Below are 23,622 nucleotides of genomic sequence, written 5' to 3'. Positions count from 1 at the left end.
TCACCCGGCGGCAGAACGTTGATCGACAAGAAGGGGAGAGCCTCCCGCACCCGTGCGGGCGCAGGAGGCCCGGAGCTGTGAGGCGCTAGTTGGCCGCCGGCTCGACCGGCCAGTCGCGCGGCAGGTAGCCCATCTCATGCCAGCCCTTGTTTTCCTTCTGGAAGGCAAGCTGGGACTCGTAGACCTTCTTGAACATCTCGTCCTTGGCCGACTCTTCCGCGAAGACCTCCTCGGACGCGACCTGCAGGGCCTCGAGCACGTCGTCCGGAAGCCGCACGGCGGTCACGCCGAGTTCGCTCTGGAAGCGGTTGAGCACCGCGCCCTGCAGCGCCTCGGCCTTGGCGATCGCGTGCGCAACGCCGGCCACGCAGGCCGTCTCGATGATCGCCTGCTGTGTCCCGTCGAGCCCGTTCCAGGCGTCGAGGTTCACGTAGAGGTACTGGCTCGTCGACGGCTGATGCCAGCCGGGCAGGTGGTAGAACTTGGCGACCTTGTAGAAGCCGAGCTGCTCGTCGACGGTCGGCAGCGAGAACTCGGTGCCGTCGAGAACGCCCTTTTCGAGCGCCTGGTAGAGCTCGCCGCCGGGCAGCACCGTGACCGAGGCGCCGACTTTCTCCATCACCTTGCCGCCGAGGCCGGCGGCGCGGAACTTCAGCCCCTTCACCTGATCGAGACTCTTGATCTCGAAGGTGAACCAGCCGGCCGCCTCCGGTGCGATGGTGCCGCAGAAGATCGGATAGACGTTGTGGGGCTTGTAGAGCTCCTTCACGAGCTCATCGCCGCCGCCGAAATACATCCAGGCGGCGTACTGGTCTGGCTCCAGCCCGAACGGCCGCGCGCCGAACAGCGCCGAGGCCGGGACCTTGCCCTGCTCGTAGCCCATCCAGGCGTAGCCGGACTCCACCTTGCCTTCCGAGACGGCGTCGAAGATCTCGAGCGCCGGCACCAGCTTGCCCGGCTCGAACACCTCAAGCTTGATCTTGCCGTCGCTCATCTTGTCGATCTGGTCGGCGACCCACGGCGCCGTGTCGCCGAGCGCCGTCAGCGTCGATGCGAACGACATGGGCATCGGCCAGCGGACCCGCTCTGCCGCATCGGCTGCGGTCGCGGCGGCGAGAACCCCGCCAACCCCGACGGCGGCGGCGAACGCAAATGCGCCCGCACCTCGAACTCTCTTTGCAACGTGCATGCTGCTTCTCTCCCTTGGAATGTCTTTTTTGCTTTTCTTTGGGGGCCGCCGACGTGACTGCCGGGCAGGTTGGTCCCGCCTCGTGCCGCCGTCTCCCCCGGAGCAACGCAAGGGTGTATCACCCCCATCGCAACCCTGGCTGGAATGGTTCGCCGGACCGACCACCGGAGTCAAGCGCTGTATCGGGAAGCGGGACACGCGCATTCCGGAACCCCGCCGAACTCCAGGAAGCGCCTTGCATCGGCCGCCTCGCCAACCAGCGGAAATCACGAACGTTTTGTGCGGAAGCGCCGGTTTTCCAACCGCGCCTCCTGCGTGTGGCAGTTCCCGCCGCAGCGCTTGAGGCGCGCCCCCGAAATGCCAAGGGTCGCTGCGTTTCAATGGACAAGATCGTTGACCTCTCTCGTCCGGACCGCATACTTCGGGGTCTGAGGGAGCCCGGGCTGGAGCGGATCGTCCGCGTGCGCCGGCCCAAGAACAAGAACCGCAAACGGCCATGGTATTCGACCGGATCGTGCACAACCGCACCGCGGACGCGATCGTTCACCAGATCGAAGAGCTGATCCTCCAGGGCGTGCTGAGGACCGGAGACCGGCTGCCGTCCGAGCGCGACCTCGCCAAGACGCTCGACGTTTCCCGGCCGATCCTCCGCCAGGCCCTGAAGACGCTGGAGGAGCGCGACCTGATCATCGCGCGCCATGGCGGCGGGACCTTCGTGGCCGACGTCATCGGGACGGTGTTCTCCGAGCCGATCGTGCGGCTGTTCGGACGCCATCCGTCCGCCGTGTTCGACTATCTCGACTTTCGCTGCGAGATCGAGCAGGTGACCTCGGCGCTCGCCGCCGCACGCGCCACCACCGCGGACCGCGAGATCCTCACCCACCTCATCGAAAGCATGCAGGCCGCCCACGAGAACGGCGCCTTCGAGCAAGAGGCGGAAATCGACGTCGAGTTTCATCACGCCATCGGCGAAGCCGCCCACAACATCGTGCTGCTGCACACGCTGCGCGGCTGTTACCGGCTGCTGGCCGACGGCGTGTTCTTCAGCCGCGCGCGCCTTTACCAGAGCGCCGAGGCGCGCGACCGGCTGCTCGAGCAGCACCGCGCCATCTACTCCGCCATCATGTCCGGCGACCCGGACGCCGCCCGTCTCGCGGCGCGCGGCCACATCAGCTACGTTGAGGGAACCCTGCGCGAAATCCAGCGCGTCGGCGCCTGGGAAGAGGTCGCCGAGCGCCGGCTGTCGCGGCTCAACCCGAAACCCGCTGCCCGGAAAGCCGCGCTAGGCGGCCGGGGCAAGTCCGAACCCGCCCGGCGCCGCGGCCCGGAAATCGCGAAGACCGACTCAACTCCCGCCGGTGGACACTCGGAATGACCGACCCCGTCACGACCCAGAACTCGCCCGAGCCGCTTCGGGTCGGCCTGTTCGTCACCTGCCTCGTCGACCTTTTCCGGCCGACCGTGGGCTTTGCCACGGTGAAGCTGCTCGAAGACGCCGGCTGCATCGTCGAGGTGCCGGACGTCCAGACCTGCTGTGGTCAGCCGGCCTTCAATTCCGGCGACCGGGCCTCGACGGCGGCGATCGCCCGCCAGGTCATCGCCGCGTTCGAGGGCTTCGACTACGTGGTGGCCCCGTCCGGCTCGTGCGGCGGCATGATCTCCCGGCACTACACCGACCTGTTCGCCCAGGACCCGGAGTGGCACGGCCGCGCCGAGGCGCTGTCGGCGCGCACCTTCGAACTGGTGAGCTTCCTCGTCGACGTGCTCGGCGTGGAAACGGTTGATGCCCGCTTCGACGGGGCCGTCACCTATCACGACTCCTGTTCGGGCCTGCGCGAGCTTTCCATCAAGGCCCAGCCGCGCAAGCTGCTCGCCTCGGTCGCCGGTCTCGGCCTCACCGAGATGGAGGACGCCGAAGTCTGCTGCGGCTTCGGCGGCACCTTCTGCGTCAAGTATCCCGACATTTCCAACGAGATGGCCGGCCGCAAGTGCGCCGCCATCGCCGCCTCGGGGGCGCAGACGGTTCTGGCCGGCGATCTCGGCTGCCTGATGAACATCGCCGGCAAGCTGGCGCGCGAGGGATCGCCGGTCGCCGTCCGCCATGTCGCCGAGGTGCTGGCGGGGATGGCCGACGCACCGGCGATCGCCGCGGCCAGGAAGGGGTAGCACATGGACGTCACCTCCCCGGCCTTCAAGGAAAACGCCACCCGCGCCCTGAACGACGCGCAGTTGCAGCGCGCGCTGGGCAACATCAGCGATGGCTTCGTCCAGAAGCGGCGGCGCGCCGCCGATGCCCTGCCGGAGTTCGACGCGCTGCGCGACGAGGCGCGCGCCATCAAGGACCACACGATCGCGCACCTCGACCTCTATCTCGAGGCGTTCTGCGAAAAGGTCGAGGCGCTGGGCGGCACGGTGCACTTTGCCGAGACCGCCTACGACGCGCGCCGCGCCGTCCTCGACATCTGCCGCGAGTACGAGGCGAAGACGGTCACCAAGGGCAAGTCCATGGTGAGCGAGGAGATCGAGCTCAACCGCTATCTGAAGAAGAAGGGCATCGAGCCCTTCGAGACCGATCTCGGCGAATACATCCTGCAGATCCGCGACGAGGCGCCGAGCCATATCATCGCGCCGGCGATCCATCTCAACCGCGACCAGATCGAGGCCGACTTCCGCCGCGTCCACAAGCATCTGCCGCAGGAGCGGGACCTTCTGGAGCCGTCGGCGCTGCTTGGCGAGGCGCGGACGATCCTGCGGCAGAAGTTCCTGTCGGCCGATGTCGGCGTGACCGGCGCGAACTTCCTGGTGGCGGAGACCGGATCGATCGTCGTCGTCACCAACGAGGGCAACGGCGACCTGACGATGACGCTGCCCCGCGCGCACGTCGTCGTGGCCTCCATCGAAAAGATCGTGCCGACGCTCGAGGATGCGGCCACGCTGCTGCGGGTACTGGCGCGCTCCGCAACCGGCCAGGACATGTCGGTCTACACGACGCTCGCCACCGGCCCGCGCCGGGAGGGCGACCCGGACGGCCCCGAAGGCTTCCACGTCGTCCTCGTCGACAACGGCCGCTCGGGCATGATCGGCACCGACTTCCAGGAGATGCTGCGCTGCATCCGCTGCGGCGCCTGCATGAACCATTGCCCGGTCTATCAGGCGGTCGGCGGTCACACGTACGGCTGGGTCTATCCGGGACCGATGGGGGCGGTGCTCACCCCCTCCCTCGTCGGCGTCGAGGAGGCCGGGCAACTGCCCAATGCCTCGACCTTCTGCGGCCGCTGCGAAAGCGTGTGCCCGGTCCGCATCCCCCTGCCCAAACTGATGCGCCACTGGCGCGAGGACGAGTTCGCCCGCCACCTGCAGCCCCGCGCCGCGCGATACGGGCTCGGCGCATGGGCGTTCTTCGCCCGTCGCCCGAAGGCGTACCGGTTGCTCACCCGCCTCGCCGCCCGCACGCTGTCCCTCGCCGGGGGAACGCGCGGGCGCCTCTCCCGCCTGCCGTTTGCCGGCGGCTGGACCCGACACCGCGATCTGCCCGCTCCGGCTCCCCGGACGTTCATGGCCGAATGGAAGGCGAGGACCCGCACGTGAAGGCGCGCGAGCACATCATCGGCAAGATCCAGCGCGCGCTCGACGTCGATCCCAATCACGACGAGGCGCGGCGACGGGCGGTTGCCGAGCGCCTGTCGTCCCATGGCCACCACACCATCCCGGCTCGCGGCCAGCTCGGTGGCGAGGAACGGATCGCCCTCTTCCGCAGCATGGTCGAAGCCGTCTCCGGCTCCACCGATCGCGTTGCGTCCCGGGCCGACGTTCCCGCCGCCCTCGCACGCCGACTGCAGTCCCGCGACCTCCCCCCGGCGATCCGCCGCGGCAACGATCAGCGCTTCGACGAGATGGACTGGGATCGCGCGCCGTCGCTGCAGGTGCGCCTCGGCCCCTCGGAGGACGGCGACACCGCAGGCGTCGTCTACGCCTTTGCCGGCATTGCCGAGACCGGCACCTCGGTGGCGCTCTCCGGCGCCGACAACCCAACCACCGTGTCGTTTCTCCCCGAAGAAGCGATCATCCTCGTCGACGCCGACAGCATCGCCGGCGACATGGAAGCGGTGCTCGCGGCCATGCGAGGCCGCTTCGGCAACGCGCTTCCGCGCACGGTGAACTTCATCACCGGGCCGTCGCGGTCCGCCGACATCGAGCAGACGCTGCTCCTCGGCGCCCATGGTCCCCGCGCGCTGCACGTGATCGTCGTCGGCTGACGCCCGACCTCCCCCAAGCGCCGGCCCGCCTCCTGCGCGCAGTCAACCTTTCCAGCCAAGGCATGTGCCCGCGCGGGCACCTTTGCGCGCGCGACCGTCAGGAACGGAATACGCACCAGGTGCGCACGCGCATGTGAACGCACAGCGTGCGCTTATCCTTTGGCAAGACCACCGAATCATGCTCATCTAGCGCATTGAGTGCGCATGACCTGAGAGGGGATGGGTATGAGGTGCAATCTGCGACGCCGCTGCGCGGGGCTATCCCTCGCCTGCATCCTCTCCTCGCTCGCCTTCGCGCTGCCTGCCCATGCCGGCGAGGAGGTCGATGTCGAGCTGGTGCTCGCCGTAGACGTGTCGCGGTCCATGGCGATGGCGGAGCAGGTCATTCAGCGCCGGGGCTATGTAGAGGCGATCCGATCGCCGGAGTTTCTGATGGCGGTCCAGTCCGGTTTCATCGGCCGCATCGCACTCACCTATGTGGAATGGGGCACCGCCGGCGACGAGCGGGTGCTGATCGACTGGCAGCTGATCCATGACGAAGCGTCCGCCGAAGCCTTCGCCAAGGCCCTCGACGACGCCCCGATCCGGGGCGAAACGCGCACCTCGATCTCCGAGGCGGTGATGTTCGCGGTCGACCGCATCGACAGCAACGCCTTCGACGGATTGCGACGCGTCATCGACGTGTCCGGGGACGGGCCAAACGACCATGGCCGTCCGGTGACCCAGGCGCGGGAGCTCGCCATTGCGCGCGGTGTCACCATCAACGGCCTGCCCATCATCCTCGACGAACACGGCAAGCGCTGGTCCGTGGTCGAGGACCTGGAAGCCTATTACAGCGAGTGCGTCATCGGCGGGGTCGGGTCCTTCCAGATCCCGATCCGGACGCGCCAGGACTTTGCGGCCGCCATCCGCCGCAAGATGGTTCTCGAAGTCGTCGGCACCGAGCCGGAGCCGGGCTCCCTTGTCACGACGGCGTCGGCGCCCGGCGCCAACGACGGGGGCGATCTGTGCACCATCGGCGAGCGCGTCACCGCCCGCCGCTGACCGGAGCCCCTCGCGTCGAACGCGCACCTGCGGACGATCGCCGATCAGCATTCGGTGATCGGACCGAACCTTTCGCCTCACCAACCATTATGCCATTGACGATAATCGTTTTCGCGTTCTGGAGGTTGGTGAATGCTCACACGGCGAATGTTTGCGCTCGGGGCCCTTGCGGGTGCCGCGTCCCTGTCCGGCTGCATGTCCGCGCCGACGGCTCGGCCACTCGGATACCAGCCGGTTCCGGCGCTGACGCCCTCCAAGCCAGAGCCATTCGCCGTTGCGCCCACCGACATCAACGCCATTCCCGTCGCCTACCGCCGCCAGCTGACGCGCGCGCCCGTGGGCTACGAGCCGGGAACGATCGTCGTCGATACCACCAACCGTTTCCTCTATCTCGTCGGCAACGATGGCACGGCGATCCGCTACGGCATCGGCGTCGGTCGTGAGGGGATGGCCTGGTCCGGAACCGCCACGATCAAGCGCAAGGCGAGGTGGCCGACGTGGACGCCGCCCGCCGAGATGATCGCGCGCCAGCCGGAAGCCGCGAAATATGCGGGCGGGATGCCGGGTGGACCGACCAACCCGCTGGGCGCCCGCGCGCTCTACCTCTACCAGGGCAACCGCGACACGCTGTTCCGCCTGCACGGCACGTCGCAGGAGAGCTCGATTGGCCGGGCCGTGTCGTCGGGCTGCATCCGCCTCATGAACGAGGACATCATCGACCTCTACGAACGGGTCCCCAACGGGACGAAGGTCGTGGTGCTCCAGAACCAGCAGCCCCGCATGGCCTCGACGATCTGACCCGCGGCAGGCTATCCCTTGTTTTCAAGGGGTTACCCCGCCAAACGGCAGCATTCTTAGGATATTGTTAAGCTCATAGTGCGCATTGTGTGCACTATGAGACATCTCGCCATGCCCCTTCAGAACCGCGTCACGCCCTTTGGCGAAATCGTTGCGATTTCCGCGCGCGGGCTTCTGATGGGGAACCGCGGCGGACGGCTTCACGATCCCGAGACGAAGCTGCTCTCTGGGCGCCGATGGGCCTCTCGCGCCTGGATCACGTGCGATCTCCATTACGGCGACCGCAGGCGCGAGGTGATGGGACGTGGCTACACCGAGCTGTTCTTCCTCGACGAGGTGACGGCGCTCACTGCGGGCCATCGCCCCTGCTACCAGTGCCGGCGGGATGCCGCCCGTTCCTTCGCGGACCTTTGGGCGCGCGCGCACGAGCTGCCCCGCTTGCCCCGGGCCGGCGACATCGACCGCATTCTCCACCGCGAGCGAACGCCCCTGGGCATGCGCCCCCATTTCCTGGAGCCCATTCCGGATCTCCCCGACGGGACGATGATCGCGCTTCCGAAGCCGGAAGCGGACCCCGACGATCCCGGCGCGATCTGGCAGGCGTGGGCGGTCAGGGGCGACCGGCTCCTGAAGTGGTCCGGGAGCGGGTACGCCGCGGAACGACCGCGTCCGGGCGCGGGGCTTGCCTATGCCCTGACGCCGCCCTCGACCATCGCCGTGCTCGCCGCCGGATACGCCCCGGCCTGGCATGGCTCGGCCAATCCCGCAGTGGCAAAACCCACCGCGTAGGGCATACTCCTTATAGCCGTTCCAATCTACTGACCCCGGTCTTCACGCGCCATACCCTCGTAAGCGCGCGCTCATTCGGGGGCTGATAAGCCGCGCTCGCATCGCAGCGTGCCGGCGTAGATGCGCAGGTGGTGGCCCGAGGTGGGGAATAGCCCTGCCCGGCTGCAACCACGCCGCTCGGATATCGCGATTGTCCGAGGCCGGCGGAAACCGAGGAAGTCTGCCATGGCCGAAGCCGAGCTGCATTCCGAACGGATCTGGGACCCCATCGTCCGCATCACCCATTGGGTGGTCGCGCTGGCCATTCTGCTGAACGGACTGATCGACGACGGCGGCTCGGTGCTGCACATCTGGATCGGTTACATCGCGCTGGCGATGCTGCTGCTGCGCGTCGTCTGGGGCTTCGTCGGCCCCGCCGAAGCGCGCTTTTCGTCCTTCCTGCCGTCGGCGTCGGGGGCCCGCTCCCATGCCGCCGATCTTGCCGCCGGCCGGGTGCGTTCCTACCGTTCCCACAATCCGCTTGGATCGCTGATGGTATATGCCCTGTGGAGCATGCTCGCCGTCATCATCGTCACCGGCATCGTCATGGCGGGGCCACCGCCGCTGCCGCCGGCCGAAGCGCCCTCCCAGGAGCAGACCCTCTCCCAGGCGACGACCGCCGACAGCGACGGCGACCGGGATGACGACGACGACGGCGAGGGCGAGCGCGGCGCGAAAGAGGAGAGCCTCGTGGCGGAGATCCACGAGATCGCCGCCAACCTGATCCTCATTCTCGCCGCGCTTCACATCGGCGGGGTTGCGGTGGAATCCTATCTTTCGCGCACCAATCTGGCACGTCAGATGGTCACCGGCCGCCGTCCCGCCCGACACGACGCGTGAGCGTGGCCGCGCCACCAGGGTCCGGCGGGGGACGCGTCTCCGTTCTCGCCGGACTGATCGTCCTGCAGTCCCTCTGCGCGGTGTTCTTCATCGCCGACGTTGCCGGCGACTTCGGCCGGGCGGGCCTGGATATCCATTCCGTCTTCGAAGCGGCCGTGTCACTCGCGCTCGCGGTCGGGGTCGTGTTCGGCGGGTTGGAGATGCGGCGCACCCTGGAACGCAACCGGCGTGCCGAGGCTGCCGCATCGGCGGCCTCGGGCGCCTTTGCCGAACTGATCGCAACACGTTTCGACCGGTGGGGCCTTACCCCGGGCGAAGCCGAGGTCGCCATGCTCGCCCTCAAGGGATTCGACGTCGCGGAGATCGCCGCAATCCGGAACGCGGCGAGCGGCACGGTGCGCGCCCAGCTGACGCGGGTCTACGCCAAGGCCGAGGTCTCGAGCCGGGCGCAGCTGCTCAGCCTGTTCATCGAGGACCTCCTCGATGGCGCCGTTTCACCCTGCCCTGATTGATGGGTCCGTCGCTCGGGCGGCAACTGGACGAGATCAGGCCGCCGCCATCGTCTCCATGCGCCCGAAGCATTCGAGGACATGGTCGTAGAAGGCATCGACGATGGGGTTGCCTTCCGCCCCCTTCATCAGCCCGATGTCGAACGATCCCAGCGGCGGCATTCCATCCGCGCGCCCCAGCACCCGGAAGCCTTCTTCGCCCACCATCCTGAGCGGGATCGCCGCCACGGCGAGCCCCTCGCGGACCACCATCGTCAGCGCCGCGGCGTTTGTCCCGGAATAGGCGATGCGATAGTCGATCCCCGCCCCGTCCACCGCCTGCAGCGTCAGCATGCGCCAGGCACAGCCCGGCTCGAAGACGGCCAGCGGCAGCGGAGACTGACTTTCCGGCTCGCAGCAGGTCCCCGTGATCCACTGCAACTGCTCGCGATAGACCACGCGCGCCCGGATGTTGGGCTTGGCGAGCGTCAGCAGAGCGATGTCGAGGGACCCCTCCTCCACCCGCCCGATCAGCGTCTCGCTGGACTGGCACTCCAGCGAGATCTCGACGGTCGGATAGGATCGGGCGAACCGCCCGAAAATCTCCGGCAGATAGCACTCGGCGTAGTCGTCGGGGCAACCGATGCGGATCCGTCCGCTCATTTCCGGGCGCACGAAGCGGCCCACCGCCTCGTCGTTCAGCCGGACGATGCGCACCGCATAGTCGAGGAGTTCCTGGCCGGCGCTGGTCAGCACGCTTCGGCGACCGCGCTTCTCGAACAGGTTCGTTTCCAGAATTTCTTCCAGTCGGCGCATCTGCACGCTGACGGTCGACTGGGTCTTGTTCAGGCGCAGGCCGGCTTCGGCGAAGCTGGGCGCATCGGCCACCGCCATGAAGGTCCGCAGGAGATCGGGATCGAGGCTTCGCATATCGCCCTCTTCAATCAATCGCGTTTCACGATGCGTTATATTAAAAACATTCGTTTGTGCGATCAATAGCAAATGTCACATGCTCAATCACGATGAGAAACAGAAAACGCATGGAGAATCGTCATGCGACTTTCGATCGAGATGAGCGTGGAAGACAGCGCCGCGAAGTTGTGGGCGGTGCGTGATGCATGGGCGCGGGTGACGCGTCCCTTGAAGTGGCTCAGCCGCCGCCGGCATCGCTCCGGTGCCCTGCGGCTCGGCGACCTGCCCGACCACCTCCTGCAGGACCTGGGTCTCGCGCGGGCCGATATCGACGCCGTGCGCGACCCGCGTTTCAGCGGCGACCCGGCGCGCGCGCTGGCGAAACTGACGGCGGAGCGGCGGGAGGCCGACTACGCCATCGCCACTTCCGGCACGGCAAGGTTGTCGAGGGATGAAACGATGTGGCCCGCCAGGGCATCGATCAGCGGCGAGCGGTCGTGCCAGGAGCGCGCCAGCGCAATCTCGCACATCGGTAGGCGCGGGAAGCCTTCGGCGTCCGAGAGGACCCGCATGCCTGGTCGCACGGCTGATTCCGGCAGGACCGACACCGCAAGACCGGCGATCACCGCCGCGCCGACGCCGGCCGAGTTCCAGCTGGCAAACAGCACCTTGTGATGTCGGCCCACGCTCTCCAGCGCGGCGATCGCCGCCCCGCGCCAGTCGCAGGTGGGACGGCCCAGCGCCAGGGGGAGCGGATCCTCCTCGTGGATGCTGTGGCGGGCCGAAGACACCCACAAGAGCGGTTCGCGGCGGATGATCTCGCCAAGCCCCGGCCGGCGGTCGGGGACGTGGGTGACGATCGCCACGTCGAGTTCCCGCGTCCGCATCGCTTCGACGAGGATCGGCGTGGGCGCGCAGACGACGGTCACTTCCGAGCGGGGATTGGAGCGGGAGAACCGCGCCAGGATCTCCGGGAGGAACCGATCGGCATAGTCGTCGGGGGTTCCGAGCCGGACGCGGCCGGCAAGCTCGGTGTCGTCGAAGGACGACAGCGTCTCGTCGTTCAGCTTGATCAGGCGATGGGCGTAATGCAGCAGCCGCTCGCCCTCCTCGGTCAGGCGCGACTGACGGCCGTCACGGCTGAAGATCGGCTTGCCGATCCGCTCCTCCAGCCGGCGCATCTGCATGGACACCGCGGACTGGGTCTTGTGAACGACCTCCGCGGCGCGCGTGAAACTGCCGGTTTCGGCGATCGCCAGGAAGGTGCGCAGCTGGTCGAGATCGAGGAGACCGCTCATAGGCGCTACCATCAAAGTAATTGATCCATTGCATAACATATATTCGCTGGACTGATGCATGCAATCGGATCATTTCAAGAACACCCTGAGTTGCAGTTGGCATGCTTCGGAAACGCCCGAAGCAGTTTTGGCGGTATCCGGGCGAGTGTGCCGGGACCGCGGGGTCGCCGTCGGATGAGGTTCATCACGGGCAGCGACAGGGGACGAAAAGGAAAAGGACAATGTCGAGTGAGAGCAGCATAAGCGCAGAAATCGAAGCGCGGAACGATCACCGGATGGGCATGGCCGCACGCGTCGGCAAAACCCTCTCCGCGATGGTACGGGCGTATCGCGGCCGCCGTTCGCTGCGAACTCTCATCGATGCCGACGACCGGATGCTGCGCGACATCGGCGTCACCCGCGACGACGTGCGCTGGGCACTCCAGGCGCCGGCTGGCCAGGATCCGAGCTCGCTCCTGCGGATACGGGCAGTCTCGCGCCGTGCGGCCGAGCGCTCCGAACTTCACGCCAAGGCGGCCGCGCGTGCGGCCGCGGTGAAGGAAGACGACACCGCCTCGGACTACGCGGCCTGCGCCTGAGCAGATCCAGGACCCTTGCCTGAGGGTCAGGGCTCTCCCGCACGAACACTGCCATCACGGCCGATGCCTGCGCGTCGGCCGTGATGCGCTTTCAGGCTCCCTCGGCACCGTCACGGAGGCCGCTTGCGTCGCTGTCCTCGGCCGCCGGATCGTCGCTTGAGACGTCTCCGGGCGATGCCAATGCGGGAACCTGTTTCGAACCCCGAGCAGGCGACGTGCTCCAGCTAGGTCCGACCGCGCTTGTCACCATTGAGGGCCGCGCCCGCGAACTGATCGAACATCCGCTGGTACGTCGTCACGTCGGGGAAGCCCATCGCGGAGGCCGCGTTCGCCTGTGCCTCGAGCATGGCGCCCGTGTTGGCGGCGACCGTCGGCCCCGAATCGTCCTGGGCCCGCATGAAGCCGTCGGTGAATGCCGCCATCGCGTCGAGCCAGGGATTGAAAGTGACCGGCCCGTTGCCCCCCGATCGCCCCCGGGCATAGCCTCGGAAGAACGCGATCAGCAGGTCGCCCGCCGTGCCGAGGTCGTTGCGGCGCGACAGGGAGGTTGCGAAATCGGCGGCCACCGCCGGAAACAAAGTCCGCACGACGTCGGATCCGAGGCCGCTCGACCGGGCTGCCTGATCGATCACGGCACGCGCCAGTTCGTCCTGCCCGAAGAAGGCCCGGGTCAGCTGTTCGCGATCGTCGTCGAAACTGCCGACGGGCATGGCGTTCTGGATGGCGGTCTTGAAGCGTTCCGGATCGGCCGAAGCGCGCTGGTAGGCGACGGCGAAGGCCGGCATCAGCGCCGTCAGCGCGCGGCTCGTCTCGGAGGTCGACAGTTCCAGCTTTTCAGCCATCTGCGCGATTGCCGAACCGGCCTTGGCGAAACTCGCAAAATCCAGTTCCGGTCCCATCGATCGCCCTGTACACTGTACCCGTTCTGGACCTTCCCGCACCCGCGGGCTTTCGTCAAATGTCGGCGGAGCAAATCGCTCCGCGCGCCCGATCCCTGACAATCTCTACGGGCCCTGTTCTGGCGTATTGAGTGCGCCTCGACAGCCTATGGCTGCACTAGAACGCCATCTGATGGCCCTTCGGCATTGACCAGCGGCCGGAACAGGCTCATATACCGTTTGTCGCGATTTCACGCTGCCTTGCTGTGTTGGCTCAAAACGGCCTACCCAAGTTAAAGCTGAATTCGGGTAAGTTCCTGCGCGATGGTTGCGCAGGGGAACGCATCTTTGCGTTTTGTCTAATGGAGGCCGACATGGCTACTGGTACCGTTAAGTTTTTCAATCACACTCGTGGCTTCGGCTTCATCACGCCGGCCGAAGGTGGCCCGGACGTGTTCGTTCACGCCACTGCCGTTGAGCGCGCCGGCATGCCGCCGCTCGAAGAAGGCCAGCGCGTCAACTACGACGTCGAGCCGGACCGTCGCTCGGGCAAGTCTGCCGCGACGAACCTCTCGAACGCCTAATACGGCTGTCGGGTTTTGAAAGGCCCGGCCAGCCGGCCGGGCCTTTTTTTGTTTGCCACCGGACGTGTCGCGTCTGACGCCCACCTGGGGCTTTTTCCGATCGGGTGAATCACCCGCTCCGTAGAAATTGCTCGCAGGGCGCCGAACCAGCACCCATCCGAACGCCTGAAAGGAGAGTTCCCCTGCAAGTCGAAGTCCGTGAGAACAATGTCGACCAGGCCCTCAAGGTTCTGAAGCGGAAGCTGCAGCGTGAAGGTATCTTCCGCGAGCTGAAGCGTCGCCGGGCCTACGAGAAGCCCTCGGAGAAGAGGGTCCGCAAGGAAAACGAAGCCGTGCGCCGGTCCCGCAAGCTCGCCCGCAAGCAGGCGCAGCGCGAAGGCCTGATCGCCAAGCCGCGTGCCAAGGTGGCCGCGACGGCCCGCCGCTAAATCCCTTTTGCCGACCAGGTGGTCCACCTGGTCGACAGGACCGGGTTGCGGCTTCAGGCCCTCGAGCAATTCCGCGCGGTTCGGATCGTGTCGGTCTGAACGGGAAGTGCTCCCGGCATCCCCGGAAAAGCGGATGTCGCTTGCCCGCCGGGTGCCCGGCTGCTTTCTACGCCAGTCTTAAGCGAGCATCGGTTCCGGGCGACACGGAACCGCTCTCGCGCCGTTGTCTGGAGCACTCCGCACGCGTCCGCGCGATGCGGCGTCTCCAGACACGTCGGCGCGCGCTTGGTCATCGAGCGTCCCGTCCGCGTACGGTTCAAGACGCCATGCACCGCGCTCGCCCCTGAACCGACCCGCGGGGTGCTGCTCCGCCGTCGATTGACTGTCAATTATTCTTGGTCGGATACCCATGTCTGGCCCGGACGGCGAGGACGACCTCCCCCAACCGGCATTCTGTTCGGGACGACCCGAAATGTGATGGGGAGCCCCATGCGCACCACGTTCGACCGCATCCGCCACGCCATCAGCTTCGAGGTGATCGCGCTTGCGATCGTGATCCCCGCCGGAGCCGTGCTATTCGACAAGCCGATCACCGACATCGGCATGGTCAGCCTGATCAGCGCCACCATCGCGACGGCCTGGAACTACGTCTACAATCTGATCTTCGACCACGCGATGCTGCGGCTGCGCGGCGGCGTCCACAAGACGCTCGGCGTGCGGATCGTCCACGCGCTCCTGTTCGAAGGCGGCCTGCTGGTCGTGCTTCTGCCGTTCATCGCCTGGTATCTGGCGATCTCGCTGGTCCAGGCCTTCGTGATGGACGTGTCGTTCGCGGCGTTCTACCTGGTCTACGCGTTCTTGTTCAACTGGGCCTACGATCAGGTGTTTCCGGTCCCGTCGTCCACCGCACAGGCGCCAGCCGAGTAGCATTTCCGCGATCCGGAACCCGTACCCGCCCGCCGCGGCGACCGGCCGCGGCCCGCTTCCGCTCAGACCTTCAGCGTCCCCTCGGCGACCACCACCGCGCTGCCGCCGATCCGGGCGGCGTGGAGGTCACCACCGGCGACATCGATCTCGAGATCGATAAGCGACGGCCGCCCCATCTCGACACCCTGTTCGATCCGGTAGGAATGGCTGCCGTCGCTCAGCTGGCCATACCGGTGCAGGACACCGGCAAAGGCGGCCGCGGCCGCACCGGTCGCCGGGTCTTCGGCGATCCCCATGGTCGGCGCGAACATCCGTGCATGGAACGTCGCGTCCGGGCGCTCGACCTCGGCGGTGAAGACGTAGATGTCGAGACCGCCGCCATTGGGAAACACCCGCGACCAGCGTTCCGGGCTCGGCGCCGCGCGTCGCGCCGCGTCCAGCCCGTTCACCGGCACGATCACGAACGGGACGCCGGCATCGGCGATCGCCAGCGGATAATGACCGAAGCCGATTTCGTGCTGGGCCAGTCCGAGCGCCTCCGCGACGGCAGCCACGTCGGGCACCGAGTCGGCGACCTTCGGCAGCACCGGCAGATCGAACTCGGCATAGGGGATTCCGTTGGCGCGCATCATCACGCCGCAGCGCACGGGCCCCACCTTTTCCTCCAGGACGACCATCACATCGACGTCGTCGGAGTGCTCCTTGTCGAACCGCTCGGCACCGAGATGGATCGCGGTGCCCACGGTCGGGTGTCCCGCGAACGGCAGTTCCCGGCCCGGCGTGAAGATGCGGACCTTCGCCGTATGCGCCGGATTGTCTGGCGGAAGAACGAACACCGTCTCCGACAGGTTGAACTCACGGGCGATCGCCTGCATCGCGGCGTCGTCCAGCCCCTCGGCGTCCCGCACGATGGCGAGCGGATTGCCGGCCAGCTGCGTGTCGGTGAAGACGTCCAGGACGGCGTAACGTCGATCCATCGAAGCCTCTCTCGATGTCTGGGAGCCGTCCGGTCAGGCCGGCAGCAGGTAACGGGCAATCGCGCGTGTGTAGCCGGGCGAGCCTAGCACAACGTCATCCGATCGTGTCCTCGCCACGGCAATGGCGGAGAGTTCGGGATCTTCGAATGCCGCGAGATGCGCAGCGATCCGCGTCAGCAGGTCATCGGTCGATGCGGGGAACCGCAGCACCTGCATGATCGCACAGGAGGGAAAGTCGAAGTGGGCCAGCAGCACCTCGTCGGCGCGCGCTTCGTCGGCGCTCAAACCGGTTTCCTCAGCCAGCTCGCGCGCAATCGAGCCCAGAATGTCCACACGCCCGGCGACGACGTCGGAGCGATCCGGTGTCCCGCCCGCAAGCTTCACCATGCCGGGATCGTCGGTCGACGACGCCATCTGGCCGAGCAGCAGGTGCCCGTCGGCCGAAACGATCGCGGCGGCGCCGAAGAGGTTCATCAGGCGCGGTTCCGGGCCGCCCCATGCCTTGAACGCGGAGAAGCCCGCGTAGTCGATGGGAACCCCGGTGCCCGTCAGCGTATCGCCGTCGACCGCGACGTCTTCGAAGAGCAGGACCGTCCCGTTGAACAGCGCCGGATTGCCGGCCACCGCGGTCCGCCACCGCGCTTCGATCTCGGGCCGCCGCTCGCTCGCGAACGACGGGGTCTGCTCGCGGTAGCCGATCGCGATCCTTCGAAGCGGCCGGAGCGCAAGGCCGTCGTCACCGCCGTCCATGGTGTCCCTCGCCGAGCCCGATCCCGATCATTCGTCAGCCAGACATGGAACTGCCCCGGAGCGGTTTCACCCCGGGGCAGCGATCGTCGTCGATGTCGAAGGTTCGGACCAGACCGGAAGCGGTCTAGTTCTTTTCCTTGTCCACCAGCGCCTTTTCGCGGATCCACGGCATCATGTCGCGGAGCTTCGCACCGACCTCTTCGATCTGGTGGGCGTTGTTGCGGGCGCGGGTCGCCTTGAACGAGGTCTGGTTGACCTTGTTCTCCAGCATCCAGTTGCGGGTGAAGGTGCCCGACTGGATGTCCTCCAGGACGCGCTTCATCTCCGCCTTCGTCTCAGGCGTCACGATGCGCGGGCCGGTCACGTACTCGCCGTACTCGGCCGTGTTGGAGATGGAGTAGTTCATGTTGGCGATGCCGCCCTCGTAGATGAGGTCAACGATCAGCTTCACTTCGTGCAGGCACTCGAAATACGCCATCTCGGGGGCGTAGCCCGCCTCGACGAGCGTCTCGAAACCGGCTCGGATCAGCTCGACCAGTCCACCGCACAGCACCACCTGCTCGCCGAACAGGTCGGTCTCGCATTCCTCGCGGAACGAGGTCTCGATGATGCCGGCGCGGCCGCCGCCGACGCCCGAGGCGTAGGACAGGCCGATGTCGTGAGCGTTGCCCGACGCGTCCTGGGCGATGGCGATCAGGCAGGGCACGCCGCCGCCGCGCTGATACTCCGAGCGCACCGTATGGCCCGGGCCCTTCGGCGCGACCATCAGGACGTCGAGGTCGGCGCGCGGCTCGATCAGGTTGAAGTGCACGTTGAGACCGTGCGCGAACAGAAGGGCGGCGCCCTCCTTCATGTTGGGCGCGAGGTGCTCGTTGTAGATGTCGGCCTGGAGCTCGTCCGGCGTCAGCATCATCACCACGTCGGCCCACTTGGCCGCGTCGGCAACGGACATCACCTTGAAGCCTTCGGCTTCGGCCTTGCGCGCGGAGGACGAGCCTTCGCGCAGCGCAACGGCTACTTCGCCGCAGCCGGAATCCCGCAGGTTCAGCGCATGGGCGTGACCCTGGCTGCCGTAACCGACGATGGCAATCTTCTTGCCCTTGATGAGATTGAGGTCGGCATCCCGATCATAATACACGCGCATGACCGTAGTGTTCTCCTTGAATGTGCCTGTCGAACCGGGTGGGCAGCGAATGGCCCGGCCCTTCTGACGACCGTCGGCCGAACGACAGCGTGGGCGTTGTAGCGCTCCTGCGGGCGAATGCAAATGGTGCGTAGAGGGGAAAATCCCCGGAATCAGGACTTCACGAGGGTCAGGCGCTTCGCCGCACGGGTGATCGCCGTATAGAGCCATCGATCGCGATGCTCCTTGAAGGCGAAACTCTCGTCGAACAGCACGACGTCATCCCACTGGGAGCCCTGCGACTTGTGCACGGTCAGCGCGTAGCCGTAGTCGAACATGTCGGTGCCCCTGCGAAGCTGCCAGGGGATCGATTCCGGCCCTTCCTGGAACGCCTGCTTCAGCACCTTGATCTTCGCGACCGGCGGTCGCGGCCCCGCGTCCTCGGCCTTCACCAGCATCTGTACCGACTGGCCCGGCTTGCGCGATACCGACGAAACCGACCAGAGGCCGCCGTTGAGCAGGCCCTTCTCGGTGTTGTTGCGCAGGCAGACGAGCTTGTCGCCGGTCTCCGGCAGCACGTCCGTGAAGCCCTTGAGCTGCCGCAGGCGGCCGTTGTAGAGGCGCCGGGTCCGGTTGGTGCCGACCAGCACCTGATCGGCCGCCAGCACCATCTCCTGGTCCACGTCGGCGCGGCCGATCACCGAGCTCTCGCCATAGCGCCCGAACTCTATCGGGCTGCCTTCGCGCACCCGCATGGCGAGGTCGATGATCGGGTTGTCGCGCGCCTGGCGGTGCACCTCGGTCAGCATGAAGTCGGGCTCGGCATCGGTGAAGAAGCCGCCGCCGGCCACCGGCGGCAACTGGCCCGGATCGCCGAGCACCAGGATCGGCGTGTTGAAGGACAGAAGGTCCTTGCCGAGGGCCTCGTCCACCATCGAGCATTCGTCGATGACCACCAGCGCCGCCTTGGCGACCGCGCTCTGCCGGTTCAGCGAGAAGGTCGGCGAGCGCTGGCCGTCATCATCTTCGGTGCTCTCGCCGCGTGGACGATAGATGAGCGAATGGATCGTGCGGGCGCTCTCGCAGCCCTTCTCGCGCAGCACCTGCGCCGCCTTGCCGGTGAAGGCGGCGAACAGGACGTCGCCGTCGACGCCCTCCGCCAGCTCCTTCGCAAGCGTCGTCTTGCCCGTGCCGGCATAGCCGAACAGGCGGAAGACCTGGGTATCACCGCGCTTCATCCATCGGCTCACGGCCGCCAGCGCAGCTTCCTGTTGTTGCGACCACTCCATGAGACTTCGCGATTCGTGCCCTATCTGAAATTCGCTGCGAGTTTGCACGATTGGCCCCGCGCGGCCACCCGGGAGGGAGCCGGCGCCGAACTTTCTTGACGCGGGGCGATTGTACGTCCAGCCATCCCTTTTCGCCGAGGGAGGCTGCCAGACCCCCATGCTCTCACCCATGAACCGTCCATGACCGTCACGACCCTCTTCGGCGCGTCCCAGGCGCCCCTGCGCGTTCGCCCCCGCATCATGGGCATCCTGAACGTCACCCCGGACTCCTTCTCCGACGGCGGCCAGTACGACCGCCTGAACGACGCGGTCGAGCATGCCGTCACGATGGCCGACGAAGGCGCCGACATCATCGACATCGGGGGCGAATCCACCCGTCCGGGCCACGCCAGGATCGACGCGGAAACCGAACTCGCCCGCGTCATTCCGGCGATCCGCGCGCTCAGGTCGCGGCTGGAGCTGCCGCTGTCGATCGACACCTCAAAGGCGGTCGTCGCCGAACGGGCGCTTGCCGCCGGCGCCTCGATCGTCAACGACGTCTGGGGGCTGCAGCTCGATCCCGAGATCGCCGCCGTCGCCGCCGCCTTCGACGTCGAGACCATCATCATGCACAACCGCGACGCCGCCGACGGGTCCATCGACATCTTCGCCGACCTGGAGCGCTTCTTCGGCAAGAGCATCGAGATCGCCCGCCGCGCCGGGCTCTCCGACACGCGCATCGTGCTCGACCCGGGCATCGGCTTCGGCAAGACGCTCGAGCAGAACCTCGCCCTCATCAAGGGGGTCGATCGGATCAAGGCGCTCGGCTATCCGGTTCTCATCGGCCTGTCGCGCAAGTCGATGATCGGCAAGCTCCTCGGCACCGAGGTCGGCGACCGGTTGATCGGCAGCGTGGTTCTCGACACGCTGGCGCTTGCCGCCGGCGCCGACATCATCCGGGTCCACGACGTCGCCGAACACGTCGCCGCCCGCACCCTCGTGGAGGCGATCGCCCGTGTCTGACCGTTCCGACCGACTGTTCATCCGCGGCATCGCCGTGTTCGCCCGCCACGGCCTGCACGCGGCGGAGGCCGAGCTCGGCCAGCGCTTCGACATCGACCTGGTGCTCGAACTCGACACCAGCGAGGCGGGCCGAACCGACGACTACTCCCGCACCGTCTGCTACGGCTCGGTCTTCCAGACCGTCCGCGACATCGCCGAGAACCAGCGCTTCAAGCTGATCGAGGCGCTCGGGGAAACCATCGCGGAGCGTCTGCTGGCGGACTATCCGCGCCTTCATGCGGTCGAGATCGAGATCCGAAAGCCGTCGGCGCCGGTGGCCGGCATCTTCGACACCATCGGCCTGTCGATCCGGCGCGCCCGCGCCGCCCGATGAGCGCGGTCGCCGTCACCTTCGGGCTCGGCGCCAACGTCGGCGACGCGCTGGCGACCGTGCGGGCCGCCCTCGACCTCCTGCACCGGGCCGACGGCATCCGGCTGGAGGTCGCCTCGCCGTTCTTCACGACGCCGCCTTGGGGGTTCGAGGCGCAGGACTGGTTCGTCAACGCGTGCGCCGCCGGCACCACGACCCTGTCGCCGCACGCGCTGCTGGACGCCTGCAAGGCCATCGAGACCGAACTCGGCCGCACCCGGACCTTCCGCTGGGGGCCGCGGGTGATCGACATCGACATCCTGACCTACGGCGATCGCGAGATCGGCGAGCCCGACTTGATCATCCCCCACAAGGAACTTCTGAACCGCGCCTTCGTGCTGGTTCCGCTCGCGGCCATCCGCTCGGACCTGGAGGTCGCGGGCGAGCGCGTGGCCGACGCAGCGGCGCGCTACGCCGACGATCCGATCCGCGAGATCGCGGCGGCGTGGGTGCCGGAATAGCCCCCACGGGGATCGCCGGCTGCCGGGAAAAAGGGGAGCCCTCAGGCTCCCCCTCACATCCCCTTGGGGCCGCGGCTGATGGCGGCGATGCCGGTGCGCGAGACTTCCACCAGGCCGATCGACGTCATCAGGCCGATGAAGCGGTCGATCTCGGCGGTGGAGCCGGTGAGCTGGAAGATGAACGACTCCAGCGTCGCGTCCACGGTGCGCGCGTCGAACGCCTGGGCGAGCCGCAGCGCCTCCACCCGCGCCTCGCCGCGGCCGGCCACCTTGACCAGCGCCAGCTCGCACTCGATGGCCTCGCCCTCGACCGTCAGGTCGGCGACCCGGTGGACCGGCACCAGCCGCTCCAGCTGGTGCTTGATCTGGTCGATCACGTTGGGAGTGCCGGTGGTCACGATGGTGATCCGCGACACCTGGCGCTCGTGCTCGGTCTCCGAGACCGTCAGCGTGTCGATGTTGTAGCCGCGGCCGGAGAACAGGCCGATGACCCGGGCAAGGACGCCGGGCTCGTTGTCGACGAGGATCGACAGCGTGTGGCGCTCGACCGGATCGGGGGCACGGGCAGGCTGGATCGGTTTCATAAGCATCTCGATTGTCCGTCGTCTGGAGCATCCGCCGTCCGGATCGACGCGACCTGAACGGCTGGCACTGCTCGACTTCTCGATCTGGAGCGCGGGCTCCAATCCCCACTCTGGGCGGCGCCCGTCCTCAGACGAGCGCGGCGCCCTCCGCATCGATGGCGTTTTCCAGCGCTTCCGCCTCCACGTCGTCGGACTCGGCCCCCAGCAGGATCTCGTTGTGGGCACGGCCCGACGGGATCATCGGGAAGCAGTTGGCGAGGTTGGCCACGCGGCAGTCGAACAGCACCGGCCGCTTCACGTTGATCATCTCCTGGATCGCGCCGTCGAGGTCGCCCGGCTTCTCCGCCCTCAGCCCGACGCAGCCATAGGCCTCGGCGAGCTTGACGAAGTCCGGCAGCGCGTCGGTGTAGGAGTGCGACAGCCGGTTGCCGTGCAGCAGCTGCTGCCACTGGCGCACCATGCCCATGTACTGGTTGTTCAGGATGAAGATCTTGATCGGCAGGTCGTGCTGGACCGCCGTCGACATCTCCTGAATGGTCATCAGCACCGAGGCGTCGCCGGCGATGTCGATGACCAGGCTGTCGGGATGCGCGACCTGGACGCCGACGGCGGCCGGCAGGCCGTAGCCCATCGTGCCGAGGCCGCCAGACGTCATCCAGCGGTTCGGCTCCTCGAACTTGAAGAGCTGCGCCGCCCACATCTGGTGCTGGCCGACCTCGGTGGTGATGTAGACGTCCTTGTCGTGGGTCGCGTCGTAGAGGGCATGGATCGCCTGCTGCGGCATGATCACGTCCGGCCGCGTCCGATAGGCCAGGCAGTCCTTCGCCCGCCATTCCGCGATCTGGTCCCACCAGGCCTTCTCGGCCTTCTTGTCGGGCGTCACGGCCGCGGCCTTCCACAGCCGGATCATGTCCTCCAGCACGTGCGCGACGTCGCCGACGATCGGAATGTCGGCCTGGACGATCTTGTTGATCGACGACGGGTCGATGTCGATGTGGATGATCTTGGCGGTCGGAGCGAACGCGTCGATGCGGCCGGTGATCCGGTCGTCGAAGCGCGCGCCGACGCAGATCATCACGTCGCACCCGTGCATGGCGAAGTTCGCCTCGTAGGTGCCGTGCATGCCCAGCATGCCGAGCCAGTTCGGATGGCTGGCCGGGAACGCACCCAGCCCCATCAGCGTCGAGGTGACCGGGAAGCCCGTCAGCTTGACCAGTTCGCGCAACAGCTGGCTCGCCTGCGGACCGGAGTTGATGACGCCGCCGCCGGTGTAGAAGATCGGCCGGCGGGCCGTCGCCATCAGGTCGACCGCCGCGCGGATGTGATCGAGGTCGCCCTTGATCCGCGGCTGGTAGGTCTTGTGGACGATGTTGTGCGGGCCGGTGTAGGTGCCGCGCGCCAGCTGGATGTCCTTCGGGATGTCGACGACCACCGGGCCCGGACGGCCCGTGGTGGCGACGTAGAAGGCTTCGTGCAGGATGCGCGGCAGGTCCTCGATCCGCTTCACCAGCCAGTTGTGCTTGGTGCACGGCCGGGTGATGCCGACGGTGTCGCACTCCTGGAAGGCGTCGTTGCCGATCAGGTGCGTCGCGACCTGGCCGCTGATGCAGACCATCGGGATGGAATCCATCAGCGCGTCGGTGAGCGGGGTAACCGCGTTGGTCGCGCCGGGACCGGAGGTCACCAGGCAGACGCCCGGCTTGCCGGTGGAGCGCGCATAGCCCTCCGCCGCATGGCCGGCGCCCTGCTCGTGGCGCACCAGGATGTGGTCGACCTCCGACTGCTGAAAGATCTCGTCGTAGATCGGCAACACGGCGCCGCCCGGATAGCCGAAGATCTTGTCGACCCCGTGATCGATCATCGCCTGAACGACCATCTCGGCGCCCGTCATCTCCCGCTGCATGTCATCCTCCAAGTGTCTTCGGTCGGGCTTGTCGAGGGCCGCCGACCACGGCCATTGCCGGAAAATAAAAAAGGGC

Annotated in this window: 25 protein-coding genes and 1 pseudogene; 16 read left to right on the top strand and 10 right to left on the bottom strand. The window is 67.2% G+C overall.

Features of this window, described 5'->3' with window-relative positions:
- Positions 1–85: 85 nt before the first annotated feature.
- Positions 86–1,189 (bottom strand): TRAP transporter substrate-binding protein, encoded by a 1,104-nt coding sequence (locus AB7M35_RS16855; RefSeq protein ID WP_453961521.1) that lies wholly within the window; start codon positions 1,187–1,189, stop codon positions 86–88.
- A 496-nt stretch (positions 1,190–1,685) separates the two neighbouring features.
- Here AB7M35_RS16855 and AB7M35_RS16850 point away from each other — a divergent pair, with 496 nt between their 5' ends.
- From AB7M35_RS16850 to AB7M35_RS16810, 9 genes are all read left to right on the top strand, one after another.
- Positions 1,686–2,564, top strand: coding sequence for an FCD domain-containing protein (locus AB7M35_RS16850; RefSeq protein ID WP_453961520.1), 879 nt, complete (start codon positions 1,686–1,688; stop codon positions 2,562–2,564).
- On the top strand, positions 2,561–3,355 hold the full coding sequence (locus AB7M35_RS16845) for a (Fe-S)-binding protein (protein ID WP_453961519.1): 795 nt from the start codon (positions 2,561–2,563) through the stop codon (positions 3,353–3,355). The genes AB7M35_RS16850 and AB7M35_RS16845 overlap by 4 nt, the downstream gene beginning before the upstream one ends.
- 3 nt (positions 3,356–3,358) lie before the next feature.
- Positions 3,359–4,777: a LutB/LldF family L-lactate oxidation iron-sulfur protein gene (locus AB7M35_RS16840; RefSeq protein WP_453961518.1), complete on the top strand. Its 1,419-nt coding sequence runs from the start codon at positions 3,359–3,361 to the stop codon at positions 4,775–4,777.
- Positions 4,753–5,445, top strand: a complete 693-nt coding sequence (locus AB7M35_RS16835; RefSeq protein ID WP_453961517.1) for a LutC/YkgG family protein — start codon at positions 4,753–4,755, stop codon at positions 5,443–5,445. Before AB7M35_RS16840 ends, AB7M35_RS16835 begins: the two co-directional genes overlap by 25 nt.
- A gap of 225 nt (positions 5,446–5,670) precedes the next feature.
- Complete coding sequence (locus tag AB7M35_RS16830) at positions 5,671–6,489, top strand: DUF1194 domain-containing protein (protein ID WP_453961516.1); 819 nt, start codon at positions 5,671–5,673, stop codon at positions 6,487–6,489.
- 132 nt (positions 6,490–6,621) lie between these two features.
- Positions 6,622–7,287, top strand: coding sequence for a L,D-transpeptidase (locus tag AB7M35_RS16825; protein WP_453961515.1), 666 nt, complete (start codon positions 6,622–6,624; stop codon positions 7,285–7,287).
- A 297-nt stretch (positions 7,288–7,584) separates the two neighbouring features.
- Entirely contained in the window at positions 7,585–8,076 is a 492-nt protein-coding gene (locus tag AB7M35_RS16820; protein WP_453961514.1) for a hypothetical protein, read from the top strand.
- A gap of 225 nt (positions 8,077–8,301) precedes the next feature.
- Positions 8,302–8,955 carry a cytochrome b/b6 domain-containing protein gene (locus AB7M35_RS16815; RefSeq protein WP_453961513.1) on the top strand — a complete coding sequence of 218 codons (654 nt, stop codon included), beginning with the start codon at positions 8,302–8,304 and terminating at the stop codon, positions 8,953–8,955.
- On the top strand, positions 8,952–9,467 hold the full coding sequence (locus AB7M35_RS16810; protein WP_453961512.1) for a helix-turn-helix transcriptional regulator: 516 nt from the start codon (positions 8,952–8,954) through the stop codon (positions 9,465–9,467). The genes AB7M35_RS16815 and AB7M35_RS16810 overlap by 4 nt, the downstream gene beginning before the upstream one ends.
- Before the next feature lie 33 nt (positions 9,468–9,500).
- Here AB7M35_RS16810 and AB7M35_RS16805 read toward each other — a convergent pair whose 3' ends face one another.
- Complete coding sequence (locus tag AB7M35_RS16805; RefSeq protein ID WP_453961511.1) at positions 9,501–10,373, bottom strand: LysR substrate-binding domain-containing protein; 873 nt, start codon at positions 10,371–10,373, stop codon at positions 9,501–9,503.
- Positions 10,374–10,765: 392 nt separating this feature from the next.
- Entirely contained in the window at positions 10,766–11,653 is an 888-nt protein-coding gene (locus tag AB7M35_RS16800) for a LysR substrate-binding domain-containing protein (protein WP_453961510.1), read from the bottom strand.
- A 275-nt stretch (positions 11,654–11,928) separates the two neighbouring features.
- Between AB7M35_RS16800 and AB7M35_RS16795 the strand changes: the two genes are divergently transcribed.
- Complete coding sequence (locus AB7M35_RS16795) at positions 11,929–12,231, top strand: DUF1127 domain-containing protein (protein ID WP_453961509.1); 303 nt, start codon at positions 11,929–11,931, stop codon at positions 12,229–12,231.
- A 224-nt stretch (positions 12,232–12,455) separates the two neighbouring features.
- Here AB7M35_RS16795 and AB7M35_RS16790 read toward each other — a convergent pair whose 3' ends face one another.
- The gene (locus tag AB7M35_RS16790) at positions 12,456–13,232 is read right to left on the bottom strand and encodes a hypothetical protein (protein WP_453961508.1); all 777 of its coding nucleotides are present in this window, start codon (positions 13,230–13,232) and stop codon (positions 12,456–12,458) included.
- Positions 13,233–13,483: 251 nt separating this feature from the next.
- Here AB7M35_RS16790 and AB7M35_RS16785 point away from each other — a divergent pair, with 251 nt between their 5' ends.
- The 3 genes and pseudogenes from AB7M35_RS16785 to AB7M35_RS16775 all read left to right on the top strand — a co-directional run bounded on the left by AB7M35_RS16785 (position 13,484) and on the right by AB7M35_RS16775 (position 15,048).
- Positions 13,484–13,693, top strand: coding sequence for a cold-shock protein (locus AB7M35_RS16785; protein ID WP_453961507.1), 210 nt, complete (start codon positions 13,484–13,486; stop codon positions 13,691–13,693).
- Positions 13,694–13,797: 104 nt separating this feature from the next.
- Positions 13,798–13,983: pseudogene (rpsU, locus tag AB7M35_RS16780) on the top strand (30S ribosomal protein S21); the annotation flags it as partial.
- Between the two features lie 627 nt (positions 13,984–14,610).
- Positions 14,611–15,048 carry a PACE efflux transporter gene (locus AB7M35_RS16775; protein WP_453961506.1) on the top strand — a complete coding sequence of 146 codons (438 nt, stop codon included), beginning with the start codon at positions 14,611–14,613 and terminating at the stop codon, positions 15,046–15,048.
- 62 nt (positions 15,049–15,110) lie between these two features.
- On the opposite strand, the gene AB7M35_RS16770 is transcribed toward AB7M35_RS16775, so the two are convergent.
- From AB7M35_RS16770 to AB7M35_RS16755, 4 genes are all read right to left on the bottom strand, one after another.
- Positions 15,111–16,025, bottom strand: a complete 915-nt coding sequence (locus AB7M35_RS16770) for a PhzF family phenazine biosynthesis protein (protein ID WP_453961505.1) — start codon at positions 16,023–16,025, stop codon at positions 15,111–15,113.
- A 33-nt stretch (positions 16,026–16,058) separates the two neighbouring features.
- Positions 16,059–16,775, bottom strand: coding sequence for an NUDIX hydrolase (locus AB7M35_RS16765; RefSeq protein WP_453961504.1), 717 nt, complete (start codon positions 16,773–16,775; stop codon positions 16,059–16,061).
- A gap of 124 nt (positions 16,776–16,899) precedes the next feature.
- Positions 16,900–17,919 carry a ketol-acid reductoisomerase gene (gene ilvC, locus AB7M35_RS16760; protein ID WP_453961503.1) on the bottom strand — a complete coding sequence of 340 codons (1,020 nt, stop codon included), beginning with the start codon at positions 17,917–17,919 and terminating at the stop codon, positions 16,900–16,902.
- Between the two features lie 152 nt (positions 17,920–18,071).
- Entirely contained in the window at positions 18,072–19,187 is a 1,116-nt protein-coding gene (locus AB7M35_RS16755) for an ATP-dependent DNA helicase (protein ID WP_453961502.1), read from the bottom strand.
- A 180-nt stretch (positions 19,188–19,367) separates the two neighbouring features.
- On the opposite strand from AB7M35_RS16755, the gene folP reads away from it, so the two are divergent.
- From folP to folK, 3 genes are read left to right on the top strand one after another with little or no spacing between them, the layout of a single operon-like run.
- Positions 19,368–20,189 (top strand): dihydropteroate synthase, encoded by an 822-nt coding sequence (gene folP / locus AB7M35_RS16750; protein ID WP_453961501.1) that lies wholly within the window; start codon positions 19,368–19,370, stop codon positions 20,187–20,189.
- The gene (gene folB, locus AB7M35_RS16745) at positions 20,182–20,562 is read left to right on the top strand and encodes a dihydroneopterin aldolase (protein ID WP_453961500.1); all 381 of its coding nucleotides are present in this window, start codon (positions 20,182–20,184) and stop codon (positions 20,560–20,562) included. The genes folP and folB overlap by 8 nt, the downstream gene beginning before the upstream one ends.
- Positions 20,559–21,059: a 2-amino-4-hydroxy-6-hydroxymethyldihydropteridine diphosphokinase gene (gene folK / locus AB7M35_RS16740; protein ID WP_453961499.1), complete on the top strand. Its 501-nt coding sequence runs from the start codon at positions 20,559–20,561 to the stop codon at positions 21,057–21,059. The genes folB and folK overlap by 4 nt, the downstream gene beginning before the upstream one ends.
- A 53-nt stretch (positions 21,060–21,112) precedes the next feature.
- Here the strand turns inward: folK and ilvN are convergent, their stop codons facing one another.
- Positions 21,113–21,649: an acetolactate synthase small subunit gene (ilvN, locus tag AB7M35_RS16735; protein WP_453961498.1), complete on the bottom strand. Its 537-nt coding sequence runs from the start codon at positions 21,647–21,649 to the stop codon at positions 21,113–21,115.
- Between the two features lie 121 nt (positions 21,650–21,770).
- Positions 21,771–23,546, bottom strand: coding sequence for an acetolactate synthase 3 large subunit (locus AB7M35_RS16730; protein ID WP_453961497.1), 1,776 nt, complete (start codon positions 23,544–23,546; stop codon positions 21,771–21,773).
- Positions 23,547–23,622: the final 76 nt, after the last annotated feature.

The organism is Amorphus suaedae (genome assembly GCF_053629675.1).
The sequence above is the reverse complement of the archived record's forward strand: the minus strand, read 5'-3'. Positions and strand labels throughout refer to the sequence as shown.